We start from the raw sequence: 15,638 nt of genomic DNA on the forward strand, positions 1-15,638 counted from the left end.
AAACAAGGAATTTCTACATGAGCGCACTAATTACACTAGAAAATATCAGCAAGAGCTTTCTAACTGAAGACATTGAAACTCGGGCTCTGCAGCAGGTCAGCTTAACCATTAGCCAAGGGGAATATTTGTCATTAACCGGCCAATCAGGCTGCGGAAAATCAACCCTTTTGTCGCTATTGGGTTTGCTTGACTCTCCAACCAAAGGTCAATATTGGTTAGCTGGACAAGATGTTTCAACCTTATCAAGAAATGAACGAGCAGCAATTCGTTGTAAAAAAATTGGCTTTGTATTTCAGTCGTTTAATTTGATATCTGACCTGACCGTTTCAGAAAATGTTATGTTACCGTTAACCTATCAATCTGGTGTGACATCAAGTTACATCAAAGACAAGGTTGCCGAAGTGTTAGCAAAAGTTGAAATGAGTCACCGAGCTAATCACTACCCGTCTCAACTCTCTGGTGGCCAACAACAACGTGTTGCGGTCGCTAGGGCGCTAGTTAATACACCTGACATTATTCTTGCTGACGAACCTACTGGTAACTTAGATTCAAAAAATGCCGAGGCAGTGATGAGCTTGTTTGATCAATTACACCAAGACGGTGCAACAATATGCATGGTGACGCATGATCCCAAGTCAGCAAAAAGGGCGCAGCGCAGCTTAGAAATGTTTGATGGGCAATTAGTTGGTGATGTTAAAAATACAGAATCTAACTTCACACCAAAAGCTGTGGGAGTATAGTGATGTTGATGTTCTTAGATATTAAATATGCGATTCGGCAACTATTTAAATCGCCTCGTTTCACCGCTATGACCTTATTTGTACTAATTGGCGGCCTATCTATCAGCTTATTTACCTTTTCGTTTTTATATTCAACGGTATACAAACCATTGTCTCTGCCTAATGGCGACAGCATTAAAGCCGTTACCATACTCAAAAATGGCAACTTCGATATGTTAACGGCGAATGATTTTACTCAAATGAAAGATGAGTTAAATACCTTAGCTGAGTTTGGCATATATCAAGAATCAACAACACGAGTGAGTATTGAAGACTCAGGCAAAAGTTATAGCAGTGCTCGTGTTCGTGAAGGTTTTTTTAAGTTTGCGGGCGTTGAGCCAATCTTAGGTAGAACAATTAATGCTGAAGATACTGTTGTTGGAGCCAATCCTGTTGCATTGATCAGCGAAGAGATATGGCAAAGCGACTACCGAGGCAATAATGAAATTATCGGCTCAACCATAATTTTAGATGGTGTTGTAACGGAGATTGTTGGTGTAATGCCAGCAGAATATAGATTTCCAAATACCGCCAGACTTTGGACTACGCTGTCAGATGATGTTTTAAAACCAGAGGGTAACAACAGTGCTTGGCATCGTTCATATGCGCGTGTCAAAAGCGGCGTAACAATAACACAAGCAGAGCAAGAAATGACGCAAGTCCTGCGTCAAATTCATCAAGAGAACGTTAAGTTGTATCAAATAGAGCCCTCTGATCTGCAGGTTAAGTTAATGACCTTTCAAATGGCACAAACAGGCGGCGAAGGCTCAATTGTTTTTAGTTTTTTAAATGCTGTGGCTTTAATGATTTTACTTCTTGCCTGTATCAATGTCGGAAATTTGTTGCTGGCAAGAACCTTAGATAAACAAAAAGAAACGGCCATTCGTTCTGCGTTGGGTGCCAATTCAGTGCGATTAGTGAGCCAACTTATGTGGGAAGGTGTTTTAATTGCACTACTGGGCGGTTTTTTGTCAGTGTTATTGGTCGCAGCAGCGCTTGATTACACCAATATGGCTTTGCAATCATGGATCCCAAGTGGTGGTTCATTCTGGTGGCGTTATGGAATGGACGGTGCCACATTAGGCATGGCGGTGGTGTTCACCTTAGTCACCATTTTGTTGTCCTCTTTTTTACCTGCCTGGCGTAGTGCTAACCAAGATATTAATACCACGTTACGTGATGGTACTCGCGGAGCGCAAAGTAAAAAAGCAGGTCGTTTATCGAGATTACTAGTTACCACACAAGTGTTTTTGGTGGCCATTTTAATGTTAATTGGTTCAATCTCTGCCTATATTGCTCACAGCTTTATTAATATCGAGTTAGGCGACGATTATTCTCATGTTATGTCGGCGCGTTTTCAAATACCAACCGATAAATACCCTAGCGAAAAGCAACAATTGAACCTAACACAAGAGTTGATTCAGCAAGTTAAACAACACCCTAGTGTTGTTGATGTGGTGACAAATAACTGGGCGGGTACTAGAAAACTTTATTTGGATAATAAAGAGTACTTGCGTGACACAGAAGTTCCAACCGCAGATGTTATTCAAACCATTGGGCCTTTAGCCACGGTAGGCGTTAATTTGACTATCGGTCGAAATTTTAATGTCAGAGATACTCAGCAAACTCGAAAAGTTGCCTTGATCAGTGAATCTATGGCGAAGCGTTATTGGCCTAATGAATCAGCTATTGATAAGTCATTTACCTTAGAGTTAGGGGAAGAAAAACATAAGATGTCAGTGGTTGGGGTAGTCTCTAACCGCATGAACCCAAGCACCATGTTTGGCAAAATTGACGCGGCTGACGAAATCTATATTTCTGGCCAACAGTTTATCGCCAGTTATCAAGTCTTCTTCTATCGTGTATTACCAGGTACGGAAAATGCCGATGAAGTTTTTTATCGTGCCATGTTTAACACCGACCGAAGTATTGAACTTACTTATCAAGTGCAACCTGCGGAGCAAAATCGCAACAAGATGCGTGAGTCTATGGCTCTGCTGTCAAATATAACATTTATTACCGGTTTCTTTGCCTTGTTACTCGCATTGGTTGGTATATATGGGTTAACCGCAAATGCGGTAGCGCAACGTACACATGAAGTTGGCATTCGTCGAGCTATTGGCGCCACCGACTTAAGCATTACGTTGATGTTTTTAAAGCAAGGTGGAAAACAGTTAGTGATTGGCTTAGGATTAGCTTTGCTTTGTTTTGCCCTTATGGCCATGGGCTTTCACCAGTTTACCGAACAACTCTTTCCGGTGATGTCATATTATGTTTTGGCCATCAGTGTCGCACTTGGTTTAAGTATCATAGTGATGATTGCTATTTTTATGCCAACTAAAAGAGCAATACAAATGGAGCCAAGTGTTGCGCTTCGTTATGAGTAATATTTATTTTAATTGGTATATCATAAAATTTTTTGATTGCTGCCCAGCATAATGCTGGGCAAAGTCGGGGCTAAGAAGTTATAGAAATAAATGACGACTAAAAAACACCTACTCGTTGTCGATGACGATATCAACATTGTGGCAAGTTTACAGTTTATCTTGGCTGATGAAGGCTTCGAGGTGACCAGTGTAACAACGCCAGAGGCGGCGTTGGCTAAAATAGGGAATACCAACTTTGATTGTGTATTGATGGATATGAACTTTCAACAAGATACTACCTCGGGCGCAGAAGGTATCAAACTGGTAGAGCATATTAAACACCTTGAAGAGCAATTACCTATCATTGTGATGACAGGCTGGGCAACTATCGATATTGCTGTCGAAGCTATGCAGGCTGGCGCAAAAGACTTTATTCAGAAACCTTGGTCAAATGAGCGATTAATTGCCGCGGTTAACACACAGCTAGCCCTTTCTTATTCTAATAAGCAGGTGGGTCGATTAAGCCAACAAAATAAACTACTTGTAGCTGCCGAACACCCTGCATCACGGCAGGGCATTATTGCAAAATCGGCAAAAATGTTAGAGCTATTGGCTACGCTGGAACAATTAGCAAAAAGTGATATGAGTATTTTGCTAACGGGAGACAATGGCACGGGTAAAAGCATGTTGGCAGCTTACGTGCATCAAGTATCAGCCAGAGCAAAGCACTCCTTTGTACCTGTGAATATGGGGGCTGTGCCTGAATCGCTGTTTGAAAGTGAAATGTTTGGTCATGTTAAAGGCGCTTTTACTGACGCAAAAGATACACGGATTGGCCGATTTGAAATGGCGGAAAATGGTACCTTGTTTTTAGATGAACTGGCTAATATTCCACTTGCTCAGCAGGCTAAACTACTGCGAGTGTTAGAAGAAAAGCGTTATGAAGCGGTCGGCAGTAGCAAGCCTAAAACGGCTAACGTTAGAATAATTTCTGCCACTAACAGTAATTTGTTAACCGACATCGAAGAAAATCGCTTTCGCCAAGATCTTTATTACCGATTAAATACCGTTGAGTTGAGAGTGCCGTCTTTGTCTGAGCGGGTTGAAGATATTCCGTTATTGGCGCAACACTTTTTGGAGAAATTTAGTCAGAAATACCACAGACCAGCGCCACAACTAGCAAATGATGCAATAGAACAACTATGTTGTTATGGCTGGCCTGGTAATATTCGTGAGCTTAGCCATATGATGGAACGGCTAATGTTTACATGTAAAGACGGTAAAATTTCTGCTGCAACCTTATCTCTACAGCCTTCAAACGAAATAGTAAATTTTATTGATGATCCTTCATTAACGATGGAGGAAGTTGAGCAGCTTGTTATGGTTAATCGACTAAAACACTTTTCAGGTAATGCTAGTGAAACGGCCAAGTCTCTTGGGCTAAGTCGCAGTGGTTATTATCGCCGGTTAACTAAATATGGTATGGAGACCTAATTTGCCTTCGCCAAAGCGATTCAGTTATCTAGGTACAATGTTTGATAAGCAGCAACGGCTGGTATTAAGTTTTAGCATTCCGCTTTTATTATTATTGTTAACAGTGTTGATGCTTGTCGGGGTTTCTGGCTACTTAGTTGCTTTTATCGCCGCTATTTTTTCTTTGTGGTTATGTTATTTAGTGGTGGCGATACGAGCAGAAACACAATATCAAATTAACACCTTATCTAATCTGATTGAAGCCATGATACAAGGTGACTACAACATGCGTAGTCGCTTGAATGATAGCCAGGGGCTAAACGATATTTCAATGTTACTCAATCAATTAGCTGACACATTGCTCAATCAAAAGATGGCGGCCAAAGAGTCTCGTTTGTTACTTGAGCGTATGTTAGAGCAAATGGACGCAATGGTGCTGATTACTAATGAACAGGGTTATGTGGTCATGAGTAATCAATATGCCAGACAAGTGTTTAACTTTGATGCCGTTAAACAAACTCAAGTTCACTTACCATCTGATGTTAAAGGTAAACAAGTGACTGAGTGTTCTGATGAGATTTTAAATTTTGGCAAAGCGGGACAAGCTGGGCAGTATTTTCTCTTTAAGGATAGTTTTTTAAATCAAGGTAAGCAGCATCAGCTTTATATCATTCGCGATGCAAATCGTTTATTAATGGAAAAAGAGCGTAAAGCTTGGCAAGGATTATTGCGGGTGTTGAGTCATGAATTGAATAACTCTTTGACGCCCATCATTGGCATTTCACAGCAACTGCAAAAAAAGTTAGCACACGAAGATAAGATAACGGATAGTAGCCAGTGGCAAGCTGGTATAGGTATTATTTCAGAGCGCGCCTCGTCACTAAGTAGCTTTATTAACTCCTATGGTGAATTGACCCACCTACCACCGCCACAAAAAAGTATGCATTGCCTTAAAGCCATGATTGAGGATACCGCAGTTTTATACCCAAACTTGCGAGTAAGTTTGGCTATTGATGAAAGCTTGGCAATCCATGTCGACAAAAAGCAATTTGAACAAGTTTTAGTTAACATTTTTAAAAACGCACAAGAAGCAATGCTCAATCAGCCAGTTCCTTCGTTACAGATAGCTGCCAAGGTAGAGCAGCAAAATATCGTGCTACAAATTCAAGATACAGGCATTGGCATCAGTAACCCAGATAACTTGTTTGTACCGTTTTATAGCACTAAACCTCAGGGAAGTGGCATTGGCTTAGCACTATGTCGGCAAATACTCTTTAATCACAATGCCAGTATTACCTTATCTAACAACCCTCAAGGAATAGGGGCTTGTACCACCATTATTTTTAATGGCCAAGGCAATTAGCATCGTCTAATTGGTTTGTGTTCAGGTATTAGATAAAAAACAGCAACAGCGAGATAAATCTAAAAGTTTCTGGGATAAAGTTTTCGAAGGAGTAGCGTTATTTGTAATTGATATTGTTTTTTAGGTTGTCAGAACAAGCAACATACTAAAAAAATACACCGATAGGGTATGGGATAATTAGCAGAAAATTGGGTGAATTTACTGCTAACTCCTATCGGTGCAATAACCTAGGCCGCTATCGGCATTTCTTGTTTTTGCTCAGACTCATCAGGTATTTGTTCAGCACGATGATCTGTCGCTAACCACTTATAAAGTACAGGTAATACAATTAAGGTAAAGAAAGTACCTATAATCATACCGGCAACCAAAATAATACCTATGCTGTTTCTTGATTCAGCACCTGCACCTGTCACTAATACCAGTGGGAAGTGACCCAGAACAGTTGCCGCCGTCGTCATCAAAATAGGGCGTAATCGGGTAGAGGCTGCAGATTTTACCGCATCAACTTTGTTCATTCCCTGCAATTGCATATGGTTAGCAAATTCAACAATCAAAATACCATTTTTAGCAATCAAACCTATTAGCGTGATCAAGCCAATTTGCGAATAAATGTTGATTGAGGTAAAGCCAACAAAAGCAAGTGCAAGTGCGCCACTGAGCGCTAGTGGAGCACAGCCAAGTACCACAACGAGCGGATCTCTAAAGCTGTTAAATTGAATCGTTAATACAAAGTACACCACCACTAATGAGATCAATAACACACTGACCATGGTATTGCCTTCTTTACGCAACTGGCGTGATTCACCTGCGTAATCAACCGAATAACCAGCAGGTAAAATCTCAGCTGCTATGTTTTCAATTGTACTTAGCCCTTGTTCTTTGGTGATATGTGGTAAAACACCGCCAAAAATACGGAAAGACTGCTGCTGATTAAACGAGCCTAGGACACGTGGACCTGTAATCGCTTTGAGCTCAGCAAATGCCGATACCTTAATTAAGTCACCAGTTGGTGTGGTAATTTGCATGCTTAATACATCTTCTGGATTGTATTTTTCGCTTTTACCAGCAACAGGAATGACTCGATACGCCTTGCCGTTATCGTTGTAACGATTGACGTAGTTATTTGACATCAAAACACTAAGTTGATTGTTAACATCAGCCAAGGTTAAACCTAAATCTGCGATAACTTCACGGTCAATTATTAATTCAGTTTGTGGTAAATCGATTTTTAAATCGGTATCAACAAACATAAATTGTTCTGATTGATAGACTTTGGCAATGATCTGCTCAGCGTATTCGCGCATCTTTCCAATATCATCATTGGCACGTAACACAACTTCTACGTCAAACTGCCCAGCTGTTGGTAATGCCGCAGGTAATATCGGTAATAACGTTAGTTCGCTAACTGTGCCTAATTTGCCATAAAGCTCAGGTAAACTTTCATGTACGCTTTTTTCACGTTGATCATGTGGCACAAGCTCTACACCGCCAAAACCTGCAGACGCTGTTAAAATTTGCCATACGTATTGGCCGCCATCGGTAGTTTTTAATACGTCAACTGCCTCATTCATGTGAGTTGATATATATTCAAGTGACGACTCTGGTGGCGCTTCAACAACCACTTGTATTGAGCTTTGATCTTCTACTGGAGCCAGCTCTTTTTGCGACAACATGTAAAACGGTACAACCAATAAACTAAATACAATGGCGATAAAGGCAACTTGAGCACGCCAGGCGAATATTTTGTCCAAAGCACGTAAATAGAAGCCTTTGATACGGTCAAATAAGCCATTAATACGTTGAGTATGTTTACCTTCTTTGCCACCTTCTGGCGATACAAACGAACTCATAATAGGTGAAAGTGTAATGGCAACTAAACCAGAAATTAATACTGCGACCGCTAAGGTAAAGGCAAATTCACGGAATAAAAAGCCAGTTAACCCTGATAAGAAACCAATAGGTGCATAAACTGCAGCTAACGTTAAGGTCATTGCAATAACAGGGACCAATAACTGCCTAGAGCTGATCAACGCTGATTCAAATCGACCCTTGCCTTCGCGCATATGGCGGGCGACGTTTTCCACCACAACAATGGCATCGTCAACCACTAATCCCACTGACAATACAATAGCCAAAATGGTTAATAGGTTGAGTGAAAAGCCCATTAATGACATTACTGCAATGGCGCCTAATATAGAAATTGGGATAGTAATAAGGGGGACCATGGCAGTACGAAATGATCCCATCATGGCGACGACCACAATACCGACAAGCAATACGGTTTCAATTAATGTAGTGAATATCTCTTTAATTGCATCGCGCATGTACAGGGTGCCATCATAACCAATCTCAATGTGCATGTTATCAGGCAGTGTTTTATTGATATCGTCTAACTTTTTATAAAGCTGATCACCAATATCAATCTCGTTAGAGCCGGGTAACGGCCAAACCGCCAAAAAGGTCGTGATGTTATGATCAAAACGTGCGTTGACCATACCTTCTTCTTCACCTATTTCAACACTGGCAATGTCGGCAAGGCGAATTTGTGCCCCTTCATATTCAGCAACAACTAACTGCTTAAAATCTTCAACCGTTTTTAAGGTAGTATTGGCCATAACATCAACACGCTGGCGATTGTTTTCGCTGTAACCGAGTGTCGCAATCGTGTTGTTAGTATTTATCGCCTGAAACACTTGCATGGCACTTAAGTTAAACACTGCCATTTTGTCAGTATCAATCCAAATACGCATAGCAGGGTTGCGACCACCCTCTAAGGTTACTTTTTGTACGCCAGGAATATCACTTAACAAAGGGGTGACATTACGCGTTAAATAGTCAGTTACCTCACTACGTGCTCGACCTGGACTTTTTACATCTAAGTAGAATAGCGCGTATGGGCTGTCAGTTCGACGCACACTAACACTTGGATCTTCTGCACCGGCAGGCAATTCAAATTTGATTTGCCCAAGGCGCGTGGTCATTTCTGTTAATGCATCATTGGTATTATGGTTTAAGTTTAACCATGCAGTGACTTTACTGTTGCCTGAGGTTGTAATTGAGTCGACATAGTCAACTCCTGGTACTGTCGAAGCAACACGTTCAATTGGTTCGGTTACAAACCCTTTTACAACATCAGCAGCAGCACCAGTATAAGTGGTGGTGATTTCTAATGAAGCACTCTCTATTTTTGGATATTGTTGAACGGAAATTTTACTCGCGGAATACAAGCCTGCTAACACAATCAATAAAGACAATACGATGGCAAGTACGGGGCGCTTAACAAAGATGTCCATGACTGAGGATTTGTTTTCGTGTAACGCACTCATGCTTATTCTCCTTTAAGTAAACGTGCGCTTAAGGTATTTTCTAATTTTGGAAAAACTAACAGACCAGGACGTAATTTAAATGCACCATCTGTTGCAATAAGTTCTCCTTCTTCTATACCAGAAAGTACAATGTGGTTGTCATGTTCACGTTTAGCTAAGGTAACTTCGACACGATGTGCGCGATAGTCATTTTCCTTATCTTGTTTTAGCGTATACAGATAATTACCATTTCTATCTCGGTTGATTGCAGAAGCTGGTACAAGTACAACGTTTTGTTTTGCTTCTAAAACTTTAACCTTAACCATCTCATTGTGTTGTAGCCAATCTCGACCATCGGTTAACACTGCACGGTAGCTCAAGTGGCGTGACTGCGCTTTAATTTGGCTATTTTTAGCAATGACTTTAGCGGCTTTGTAGTCGGTAGCACCTTGCTTAATGGCTTTTACAAAAACTACTTCACCAACAGCTAGATGTTGCTGTGTTTGTGGTAATTGAAAATCGATCCAAATTTGTGGCTCTTGACCAATCAAAGTAGTGATAGCAGAATTTGCTGATAAAAATTGGCCTACCTGATAGGTATCAAGCCCAGCTGTGCCGTCAAAAGGTGCAACAATGCGCTTTTTGGCAATGATAGATTGCAAATTCTTAATATTTGCTTTGGTAACTGCAAGCTCAGCTGAGGCGCTGTCATATTCCTGCTGACTGATTTTCTCTTGTTTAAACAGTTGTTCCATTCGAGCAAAGGTATTTTTAGCCAAGGTAAAATTTGCTTTTGCGGCTAATAGTTGAGCTTCTTCTTCTGCACTATTTAACGCAATGAGCAGCTGACCTTTTTTAACAGTATCACCCGCTTTAAAATTCACTTGGGTAATTTGGCCTGACAATTCATTTTGCAAGTTAACCACTTGTGTTGCCACTGCCTGACCCATTATGGTGTTATGGGCTTGGTATTCAGTGACCTTGGTGGTTGTAGTGTTAACCGTAGCTGAAGGTTCGGGAAAAGATTCAGCCATAGCAATAAATGCCTGAACTTGCTGAAATTTTACAAATCCTAATCCTGATATGGTCAATGCAATGATGAGAATGGCGACCAACCAGCGATGAATGTTCATTAATACTCTCCTTATAAAACAAAAAAATAGGTGGAAAACGCGCTAACGAAGTCCAAACTTGATCAAAATGGCAGCCGCTTTTTCAATACCTTGGTCATCAAGTTGTTGACGCCAAGTGTAAGAATTCAAAAGTCGTTTCATATTTCTAACGACAGGAGCATCAAGCGACGCAGCTTCTTTTAGCGAGTCCGTTCCTTCGGAAATATTTCTAATTTGTATGATGCGATCAACGTACTGGAAACCTTCATTTAGTGCCCAACAGCCTAAATTGATTTCATCAATGGTTTGCTGAGTGTTACCGTTAAGTTTTAATTCACCGTCATATGCAGCTTGATGCATGTACTTATTAAAAATATTTTCACATTCCTCATATGATTTGATCATTCGGTCAGTCCACAAAGCTGATGCGCGAGAAATAACAATTTCATTAGCAGAGAAGGACTCTAAATCACTGTCAAACGGATAAAGTTGGATTTTCTTAGGACTCAATAAAGTTAACGCGATAATTTTTTCCGGTGTCGTTAAACCTTCGTCCATCAGCAAAATTTTCTGGAAAATTTTTCTTCGAGCTTGGAATACACGAGTCGCCAAAGCAAAAATAATATCTTCTTTGCACTGCACATGTTTGTAAATCGAGCCCATGGATAACCCCGCCGCCTTTGAAATGGACGACATGGTAAAGTCAATAACCGTTGTTTCGAGTATGCACTCTGCAGCGGCATTCAGTATTAACTCTTCTTGCTCTTCATGGCTAAATTTAGGGGCTGGCGCCATAATTTTCTCCAACTCATTTTATAAATAACGTCATTCGTACGGTATTCGTACCGCATTCAAATGTCGTTCGAATGCGGTTATTTTTGATCTGACTGGCGATATTGTCAAGTTGTTATTTCAGGTTTTGTCAGCAATGAGAGGGAAAGGCCGTGGGTGACATCAAAATGCCATCGTTATTAGTCCACTAGAATTTGCTCTAACAAGAACATGGAGCTTTGACGTTAAATGAACAACACGTTAATCGGATGATTTTCTTGAAGTAGGTTGGCTTTTAAAAACAGGTGATAAAAATAAGGCCACACATATTGGTGGCCTTATGGTGTTATTTTATCTACAAATCAAGCGCTAATGTTTCTTGTTACGTCTAATGCTTAATAATGGTAATAGTAATAAGGTCAACCAAGCAAACGCACCGCCACTACTTTTTTTACTAATAGCAACAGATTTTGTCGTTGTAGCGACATTACCGTTAGTGTCAGTGACTTGTAATTGAAAACTAATATTACCTTTAAAATCAGGAGCAACAAAACTTATGCTTGGCGCGGTAGCGTTAAATGAAACGCTAGGGCCAGCTGTTTTAGTCCAAAGATAAGTAATTTCGTCATTGTTATCATCAAACGACGCATCACCATTTAAGGTAACTGTGGTACCTTCTTTGGCGACCGCAGGCGCTTTGATAACAGCTACCGGTGCAACGTCTTTCACCGCAAATTCAAAGTCTGTTGAGACTTCATTGCCTGCTAGTGTATTCGTTAATTGTAAGTTTTGATTTTCGCCACTTTTACGTGGGATGAAATCAAAGCTTATTGGCAAGGTTTCTGCTGATTCACCAACTTTACGTTCAATGGTCCAACTGATGTTGTTACCTGAAACAACACCATCATGGCTTACATTAGTAATTTCATGTCCTTCAGATAATGCCGCTGATAGCTTATACACCTTTTCTGAATCGCTAAAGTTAGGTGCAACATTCATGGTAACTTTTTGGTTTTCACCCGGTTTAAGTTCACCAGAAAAGCCAACTTGATTAACTACGTCATTTTGGACACGATTAATCTCAAATGGAACCTGATACATAGCTTCACTATCTGACGATGCAAGCTCAACAAGACCCATAACCGAGGTTGCAGTGTCCCACGCAAAGGCCACAGTAAAATCGTTTTGATTTTCTTCAACGTTGGCCGTTACATTAGTACTAAGAGACGCTTCATCAGCCTGTATATAACTAATATTCATGGTGATGTCATCTTTGAACGTTTCATCGTCTGGTTGAGAACCTTCATAGTTGAAAACCCACACAATATATTCGCCAGCCGGTACGTTGTATAGGGTCACCGACTCATCAGAAGTGGCGGTTCCACTTGCACCTAATAAATTTTGCTGAGCGTCGGTTACTTCAAGATCAAAGTCAGGAGCGGTAGCATCTGACGTTTTAAAGTTAAGTACTGCTACGTCGGTATTTAAAGTTAGGGTAATACCCGCCCATTTTTTGTGGGCGGCGCTCATGACAATTGGATCAAGCAATGGGCTGACTTTGTCATAAACCTTCACTTCGATATTTGACAGATCTTTTGCTTTTAATCCTTTAAATAGGATTGAACCTTGATCTCGTTGTGCATTCATTGCAAACATACGAGGAAGGTTGTTCCCATTAGCTTTTACTGCCACAGGCAATTTAGCATCAGGTAAGCCTGCTGAGGTTAAAACAACATTAGCAAAGTTCCAGTTTGCATCTGCAGCTGTAACATCTGCCGTAATGGTAATTTCTTGGCTTTGACCCGCTTCAAGTGAAAAGCTGCTTGGAGAAACAGTTAACGATAAACCATCTGCCGCAGTATTTGACACTGACCACGCAGCATCTTGTGTGGCGGTTACTGTACGCGTCCAAGTACAAGTGTCAACACAGTTGGCATTGGCCATAGTCGCTAAGTTGATATTTTCTGGTGAACCGCCAACCAAGGGGTTAGCCTGCATATAACCAGAGTAACTTTCATTCATCACCAAACCAGTTTTTGCCGCGGCTTCTAAATTGGCGTAACCTGAACCCATATCAAAAAAGTCTGATGGTACTAGGGTATTATTTTGGACTTTCTTGGTTGATTGATCTGCAGTTAACATTAACGCTGACTCGAGCTGTGCTGGTGTCCAAGTCGGTTGAATATCAGACAAGATAGCCAATGCTCCTGCAATATGCGGGCTTGCCATTGACGTGCCAGATAAGAAGCCATAATCAGACGGATCAGGAAACTGTTTAAAAGCATCTGATTGATTGTCAGCATATGCTGCATAGATATCAACACCTGGTGCTGCTATTGAAGGTTTTATAACGTTTGGTACTGCACCATTTGGTCCTCGAGAGGTAAAACCTGCTGCAACTTTTGCTTCGGATTCATCATACTCAAAATGTCTGCCGTTTATCGTTACAAGGAGGTTGTCGCCACTGTTTAACCAGCTTTTAACTAGATCACCATTATCAGCGTTAATATGTACTGCTGGTAAAACATGGGCATCATTGGCTAGGTTGTCAGCTCCTCCTTGAATATTGGCTAATATCAAACCTGATGCGCCGCCAGCCTTGACGTTTTTACCTTTGTCTACTCGCGCAATGCTACCTCGGTCACACAGTACGATAGTGTCTTGCGCAAAAGTATTTTCAGGGTAAGGTTGCAAACATTGCGCAGGGTCGCCATCAGGATCATTTGCATTAGGAAAATTGCCCGCATAAACAACTTCTCCAGTAAAGCTACCTGTCAAGCCTTCACCACTGATCATTTCAGGCATAGGTACACTACCACCAACAAAAGTTGATAAACCATTTTCAGTCATAACTCGACTATGCGTGTATGCGGCAACAGTTGTTATCCAAGGTGCATCGCCTGGTGAGCCGACAGTTTGTGGATCTGGGCCATCGTTACCTGCCGATGTGGCAACATGAATGCCCGCTTTTCGAGCGGCCAAGAAAGAAAGTGCGTCAGGATCTTGCCAAGGATCACTAGTACCACCACCGATAGAGTAGTTAAGTGCATCTACACCATTTTCAATTGCATGTTCAACCGCTAGAACGGCTAATGAAGGATAACAACCGCCAAAGTCGATACTATCTCTTTCTCCTGGTTTACACACTTGATAAGAAACGATATTGGCATGTGGGGCGACACCTGACATTCGCTCAAATACAACGCCAGAGTCTTCACCCTCCACGTTAGGTAAATGACGATTAAGCAATACGTTACCAGCAGCTGTACCTGCAACATGGGAGCCGTGTCCATTATGGTCTTCGCCATTGGCTGGAACAGTATCATCTTTGTCAGCATATTGGTCAGTAACCAACGGATAGCTGTGTACGCCAATTAATTTATCATTACATAAGTGCTTCCATTCGGCTGTGGCACAATCACCAGAATATATGTTGGCACCCCAAGGGTTGGTATGGTCGAAGCCATCTGCGCCAACGTCGGCAAATGATGGATGATCTGTATTAATACCGGTATCGATAATACCTATTATCTTTCCTGCACCTTGGCTTGCTGTACCCGTTGCTGAGCCTTCCCAAATAGCAGGTGCTTTTATCATTGTTGGGCCTGCATCTGTAGTTGGGAAGCGCAAAATTTCGCGTTTAATATGAGCAATACCAGGTAACTTGGCAAAACGTTTAGCTTGCTCTTGGGTCATTTCAACAACTAAGCCATTAAAGGCTAGCGTTGTCTGTTGTTTTACCGCATCAGTATCAATAATGCTTGAAGCTTTAGCTAATACGCTTTCTTGTTGCTGTTTTAGGTAGTGACGGTAATCAACAACTGATTTTGCGTTAATGTTTAACTTACCGTTAATCTTTTGGTTAATTGTTGGGGCATATTTAGGGTTGGAACCCTGATACAAGGCTACCGGGCTTTCCTGTAATCGAACAAAATAGCGATGTTTTCCCGGCGCTAAATTTTTCTCAGGAGTAAATACGGGCTGAATTTCACCTACCGTTTGTTGTTTGTTTTTTTGGTAGTTTGTATTAGCTCTAGCAGTGTTATCGAGTGAGCTAAAGCTTGCCTGTGAAGCGACGCTGTTTGTAGATAATGAAACGAGCGCTGCGGATATCGCAAGTGCGACCTTATTCTTCATGGTATCTCCCTAAGGTTTTTGACATGTTTCTTTATAGTAGTTTTTTTATGTGAATACAGAAAATACAACCGTAAGTGTTGTTAGAGGGGGCGAACTAGTACTCACTGTGCTCCATAGTATATGTAAAAAAATTGTAAAGAAAGTGAAAAAATGAACAAACTAAGAGTTTTTTGTACTAAAAAAATGCTTCCGTGGGGCAAAAATACTGTTTCATCAGATGAGCGAATGTAATTAAGTATGTTTCTTTTACCCACAACTACAAAGGCAAAAAATTTAGATTTATCATCAATGTGATTAAATAATACACACTTTTTTGCTACGAAATTGTCGGT

The 15,638-nt window shown here is 41.0% G+C and carries 8 protein-coding genes; 4 read left to right on the forward strand and 4 right to left on the reverse strand.

Annotated elements, in window-relative coordinates; translation table 11 throughout:
• The first annotated feature begins 17 nt into the window (after positions 1-17).
• The 4 genes from IE199_RS19725 to IE199_RS19740 all read left to right on the forward strand — a co-directional run bounded on the left by IE199_RS19725 (position 18) and on the right by IE199_RS19740 (position 5,981).
• Positions 18-740, forward strand: a complete 723-nt coding sequence (locus IE199_RS19725) for an ABC transporter ATP-binding protein (protein ID WP_189774144.1) — start codon at positions 18-20, stop codon at positions 738-740.
• A gap of 2 nt (positions 741-742) precedes the next feature.
• Positions 743-3,166: an ABC transporter permease gene (locus IE199_RS19730; protein ID WP_189774145.1), complete on the forward strand. Its 2,424-nt coding sequence runs from the start codon at positions 743-745 to the stop codon at positions 3,164-3,166.
• A 90-nt stretch (positions 3,167-3,256) separates the two neighbouring features.
• Positions 3,257-4,639, forward strand: a complete 1,383-nt coding sequence (locus IE199_RS19735) for a sigma-54-dependent transcriptional regulator (protein WP_189774147.1) — start codon at positions 3,257-3,259, stop codon at positions 4,637-4,639.
• A 1-nt stretch (position 4,640) separates the two neighbouring features.
• Entirely contained in the window at positions 4,641-5,981 is a 1,341-nt protein-coding gene (locus IE199_RS19740) for a sensor histidine kinase (RefSeq protein WP_189774149.1), read from the forward strand.
• Between the two features lie 227 nt (positions 5,982-6,208).
• On the opposite strand, the gene IE199_RS19745 is transcribed toward IE199_RS19740, so the two are convergent.
• The 4 genes from IE199_RS19745 to IE199_RS19760 form a co-directional block, all read right to left on the reverse strand.
• Positions 6,209-9,307, reverse strand: a complete 3,099-nt coding sequence (locus IE199_RS19745; RefSeq protein ID WP_189774151.1) for an efflux RND transporter permease subunit — start codon at positions 9,305-9,307, stop codon at positions 6,209-6,211.
• Positions 9,308-9,309: 2 nt separating this feature from the next.
• Positions 9,310-10,419 carry an efflux RND transporter periplasmic adaptor subunit gene (locus IE199_RS19750; RefSeq protein WP_189774153.1) on the reverse strand — a complete coding sequence of 370 codons (1,110 nt, stop codon included), beginning with the start codon at positions 10,417-10,419 and terminating at the stop codon, positions 9,310-9,312.
• Positions 10,420-10,461: 42 nt separating this feature from the next.
• Positions 10,462-11,193, reverse strand: a complete 732-nt coding sequence (locus IE199_RS19755; RefSeq protein WP_189774155.1) for a TetR/AcrR family transcriptional regulator — start codon at positions 11,191-11,193, stop codon at positions 10,462-10,464.
• Between the two features lie 345 nt (positions 11,194-11,538).
• Entirely contained in the window at positions 11,539-15,306 is a 3,768-nt protein-coding gene (locus IE199_RS19760; RefSeq protein WP_189774157.1) for a S8 family serine peptidase, read from the reverse strand.
• Positions 15,307-15,638: the final 332 nt, after the last annotated feature.

The sequence above is a fragment of the Thalassotalea marina genome, assembly GCF_014656435.1.
In the GTDB taxonomy this organism is placed as follows: domain Bacteria; phylum Pseudomonadota; class Gammaproteobacteria; order Enterobacterales; family Alteromonadaceae; genus Thalassotalea_C; species Thalassotalea_C marina.

Coding starts and splice junctions, on each gene's coding strand:
- IE199_RS19750 (WP_189774153.1), bottom strand. CDS start 10,419: ATGAACATTCATCGCTGGTTGGTCGCCATTCTCATCATTGCATTGACC.
- IE199_RS19730 (WP_189774145.1), top strand. CDS start 743: ATGTTGATGTTCTTAGATATTAAATATGCGATTCGGCAACTATTTAAA.
- IE199_RS19725 (WP_189774144.1), top strand. CDS start 18: ATGAGCGCACTAATTACACTAGAAAATATCAGCAAGAGCTTTCTAACT.
- IE199_RS19760 (WP_189774157.1), bottom strand. CDS start 15,306: ATGAAGAATAAGGTCGCACTTGCGATATCCGCAGCGCTCGTTTCATTA.
- IE199_RS19755 (WP_189774155.1), bottom strand. CDS start 11,193: ATGGCGCCAGCCCCTAAATTTAGCCATGAAGAGCAAGAAGAGTTAATA.
- IE199_RS19735 (WP_189774147.1), top strand. CDS start 3,257: ATGACGACTAAAAAACACCTACTCGTTGTCGATGACGATATCAACATT.
- IE199_RS19745 (WP_189774151.1), bottom strand. CDS start 9,307: ATGAGTGCGTTACACGAAAACAAATCCTCAGTCATGGACATCTTTGTT.